This is a genomic window from Bacillus sp. JJ864 (genome assembly GCF_036963045.1).
GTDB classification, from domain to species: Bacteria; Bacillota; Bacilli; order Bacillales; family Bacillaceae_G; genus Bacillus_A; species Bacillus_A pseudomycoides_C.
Window position 1 is genome coordinate 1 of the sequence record NZ_JBALLY010000086.1, and the last position, 4,129, is coordinate 4,129.

Here is a 4,129-nt window from a genome sequence, read left to right on the forward strand (position 1 = left end):
TGAATAACCAATTTAAAGCCGCAGTATCCATTAATAGATGAAAAATATATTAAAATTATATATTAATATATTCTTTATTATACATGATAAATCCTCTCAAAAAGTGACAAAAAAAGAAAAATATTCTCTAAAAAAGAAATTTTCTCATTATACAATACATGCTTAAATCATAACAACAAAAAAGCAATGTTCCCTCTAAGAAACATTGCTTTTTTGTTTATACTTATACTTTTTTCTTACATAACACCATCATTAATATGAAACATCCATTTGTAAAGGATAAAGAAAAACACTAACGATAATCACTTGGTAGCTTCTTCTAAAGTAAGTTGATTTTCATATAAATACGTAGCATATGGTTGTCCAACATAACGAACATGCCATGGTTCATACGTATACCCTGTTACCTCTTCTTTTTCTTTTTCATAACGGATAATAAAACCAAACTTGTGGGCATTTTCAGCAAGCCACTTTCCTTCTTTCGTTTCTCCAAAGGAAGGTTCTAATTGAAACTTTGCCGATTGTGATGTAATATCAACCGCTAATCCTGTTTGATGTTCACTTGTACCAGGAGTTGCACTAGACATAGCTGTTTTTGCTTCTCCATCTTGTTTTTTATACATCGTATTCAATGCTTTTTGCCTTTCAAATGAACGAAATGCCGAAACAGCAAACAAAAAGATTTTTTCACGCTTCGCTTGTTGAAACATACGCTCCAATGATAGAGCTGCTTCTTTACGCATTTTCTTTTTTTCATTATCGCCTTCATATAGAAAACGAACTTGGGGTATCACTAAATCTTGCGGCTCATACAAATCAGGCAAGCGCCTTTTCTTATTTACAAGAACAAGCGTTGAATCTGGATTATTTACAACTGCAAGCCCTCCTTCTATTTTTGCTGTTGTTTCTTGTACCTTTGGAAACACAATATTCCCTTGTGCTTCTATTGCTTGTTTTTCTTTATGTTTTATATATTGGGGCATTGCAATCATAATCACGCCAACAACAATGACTATACTGAACAGCATCCATTTTTTTTTCATATAACATCCTTTTATTCTAATAATTTTTCCACAACACACTTATCGACTTCCACTACAGTTCACAACAATTGATTATTCTCATCACATACCATGTATTTTTGCCCATTTTTTTACTTCTTTAAACAAATACATGACAATTACTTATCTAATTCTAAGAATGCTTATACTTCAATTAATTGTTTACATAATATAATTATTGGTAAGTATGTTTTATAAATGAAAATTCGCTATCATTCTTCCAAATCCCTTTTCATAAAGTAAAGAAACAACTTTTGTACAAAATAAATAGCGCAAGCAACACTTGCTTACGCTTAACCATTCACCTTTTCAGCTTGCCAGTAATACTCACTAAATGCTTCTGCAAGTACGTCTATACTACGATCGAGTTCCTCTTCTGTATTATCAACGCCGCCCACTTCAATAAGAATAGCTTGACCGGATAAATCTTGATTGTATACACCATTTCCCGAGCTAAAATCCTTTTGAATAACACCTCGGCTTACTCCAGGATATTTTTCCTTTAATGATTCATGCAGCACTGTTGCCAATTGCAGGTTTTTCGCATAATTTTTATTTCCCTTCCCAATAACAAATGCCAACTTCGCATATGATTTATCATCAATTGTTTTCGTCGTTACTTCTTTCCGAGCACTATCTCTATGCAAATCAAAAAAGTATTGCAGCTCTCTATTACTTGTCATTGCTTCTTGCACAATCTCACGAGACATTTTGTAAGAACTGCGATCATTTAATCCTCGGCTCACCAACATTTTTCCAACATCTGTTTTATCATCTGTTGTACCTACCCCATAATTTTCTAGCTTTTCGCGAAATCTATCCCCAAATATAGAAATATTCTTTACTGAGCTAGTTGCTTTATTTGGATCTGGATTATTCGTTAAATTTAACAATGGTAAATATGACTCCCAACTATGCGTATGATAAATAAATGCTACTTTTCGATTTCCTGTTGTTTGGGCTGGCTTTTTTTTCTCTTGAGGTGATTCGTTTTTTTGAGATTTTTCTTGTTCCCCCGTCCGCTCTTTTACAAGCTCTTCTAAAGGTACACTCGATTCAATCGGCAAATTCGTATAATTTGTTCCTTCTCCAGCAATTACAATTTCCGTGTCATATTTTGAAAATCCAGGGAGCTCTATTCCAATTAAACTACGAACGTCATCAAAGCGAATATTTGTCGCGGCAGATAAAACAAAAGAAGAAATCGAAAAATCTGTATTTAAATGGCGATATTCTTGTGTAAAATAACGATTTTCTGAACCAAGTACATACATATAACCATTCATAGACAACTCATTTAACCATTTATATAAATACGTTGACTTTGTCTCCTTTAATGAGGTTACGATCATACTAACAAATAAAAAAGCTGCCATAATACCCAATAAAAGTAGAAAAATAAATTTCGGAAGACTTGTCCGTTTCACATAAAAATAGCTTCGATTCATTAGATCACCCTCTCTCCCTAAACATATGTACAAGCTATAGAGAATAGACCAAATGAAATTTGGCAATATTGGCACTGAGGTGAAAAGAATTGAAGCTGATGATTGGATTATTTCCTATTGTGTTATCGTGTTTCTTTGTTTTACTTGCGGTACATCCACGTATTCGTATTTGGTTAGATCTATTTGCCTATGTTTGTTTATATGGATTTGGCACTATTATTGCATTTTCTGTGTATGAAGTACTACGTCAACAAACTGTTTTTATGACAACCATTCATTCAATTTTATTGAATCCGTTGTTTCTTCTTACTGGTTCATATATAGGGATATACGTTTTATATATGATATTATATAAGTTCTTTTCAAATATAAAAAATTAAAGAAAGGTAATATGCCGAAACCGTACATACAATACATTCACGTTATTTTTACAGAAACTGATTAGACTTTCCTCTCGGAATACTTAAACATGTCCAATCTTTTTCCTTCAATAGTTTTCCAATATAAATCATTTGCCCAACGTGTGAAGCATAATGGGCAATTTGTCTTTCAATCGCTCGCATTACGGTATGCGGCTCTCGGCGTATATATACGGTTTTTAGAATATCGTTAACTGCAATAGATTCCAGCGCCTGATATACAAATAACCATCCCTTTTCCCAAGCATGTAACAATTCTTCTTTTGAAGCGTATCCACCTTCAAATTCATCGTCACGATTTCGATCTTTCTTTTCACCATCTGTCGTTAAAAAATTGGTCCACCTTGAACGCATATTTCCAGATAATTGTTTCACAAGAATCGCAATACTATTTGCTTCTTCATGGGGCATCCAGCACATTTCTTCATAAGTAAGCTGCGATAACGCTCGATCCCCTTGCTTTTTCATAGCTTGAAAATTTTCTACTGCACACTGTAAATAAGCTTTTGCTATGTCCATTTTTTCTCCTCCTATTTTTAGCTAATCGCTGTCCCATTCGGCACTTCCATACCCGGTTCTAGTAAAATGACATCTCCTTTTTCAGGAACACCACCAAGTACAAGAACTTCAGATTTGAATCCTGCCACTCGTTTTGGCGGAAAATTGATAACCGCAACAACTTGCTTTCCAATAAGCTCTTCCGGTGTATATCGTTTCGTGATTTGTGCGCTTGACTGTTTCATTCCAAGTTCACCAAAATCAATCTCTAGCTTAATTGCAGGCACTCGAGCTTCTGGAAATAGTTCTGCTTGACGAATTGTTCCAATACGAATATCTAATTTCATGAAATCTTCAAAAGTAGCCATTTCTATCCCCCTCCTTGCTATTAATCTATAAATTCATTTTGAGTTACCAACTAAGTCGCTGCTTTGTATAACAAAACATAACCTGCACTTATTTTAACCCTTGTATGCGGCAGGAAAAGACCCTAACCGTTTCTATATGTCCAACTAAAACGAAAGGGCCTTTTTGTCTTTATTCAATCTATATATTAGACAATCTCCTGCATTTTCCTTCGCAAAAGAAAAAGGCTTACATACCTTTGTTTTATACTTTCGAACTATAAAATTTTTCGACATATAAGTCGCTGCTATGCAGAATACAACATGAACACTACTTGCTTTCTTCTTTTGTTTTAAAC

6 protein-coding genes are annotated in these 4,129 nt (G+C 34.0%); 1 reads left to right on the top strand and 5 read right to left on the bottom strand.

The window, feature by feature from the left end; translation table 11 throughout:
• Window positions 1-302: 302 nt before the first annotated feature.
• Window positions 303-1,043 (bottom strand): M15 family metallopeptidase, encoded by a 741-nt coding sequence (locus V7024_RS14300; protein ID WP_335521111.1) that lies wholly within the window; start codon window positions 1,041-1,043, stop codon window positions 303-305.
• Between the two features lie 311 nt (window positions 1,044-1,354).
• Window positions 1,355-2,509 (bottom strand): stage II sporulation protein P, encoded by a 1,155-nt coding sequence (gene spoIIP / locus V7024_RS14305; protein WP_335521113.1) that lies wholly within the window; start codon window positions 2,507-2,509, stop codon window positions 1,355-1,357.
• An 89-nt stretch (window positions 2,510-2,598) separates the two neighbouring features.
• On the opposite strand from spoIIP, the gene V7024_RS14310 reads away from it, so the two are divergent.
• Window positions 2,599-2,889, top strand: a complete 291-nt coding sequence (locus tag V7024_RS14310) for a hypothetical protein (protein WP_335521114.1) — start codon at window positions 2,599-2,601, stop codon at window positions 2,887-2,889.
• Between the two features lie 48 nt (window positions 2,890-2,937).
• On the opposite strand, the gene V7024_RS14315 is transcribed toward V7024_RS14310, so the two are convergent.
• The 3 genes from V7024_RS14315 to V7024_RS14325 form a co-directional block, all read right to left on the bottom strand.
• The gene (locus V7024_RS14315) at window positions 2,938-3,447 is read right to left on the bottom strand and encodes a DUF1572 family protein (RefSeq protein ID WP_335521116.1); all 510 of its coding nucleotides are present in this window, start codon (window positions 3,445-3,447) and stop codon (window positions 2,938-2,940) included.
• Window positions 3,448-3,464: 17 nt separating this feature from the next.
• A complete protein-coding gene (csaA, locus tag V7024_RS14320; protein ID WP_335521118.1) occupies window positions 3,465-3,794 on the bottom strand; it encodes a chaperone CsaA in 330 nt (109 codons plus the stop codon).
• Window positions 3,795-3,938: 144 nt separating this feature from the next.
• On the bottom strand, window positions 3,939-4,129 hold a 191-nt coding region (locus V7024_RS14325), incomplete at its 5' end, for a hypothetical protein (RefSeq protein ID WP_335521120.1).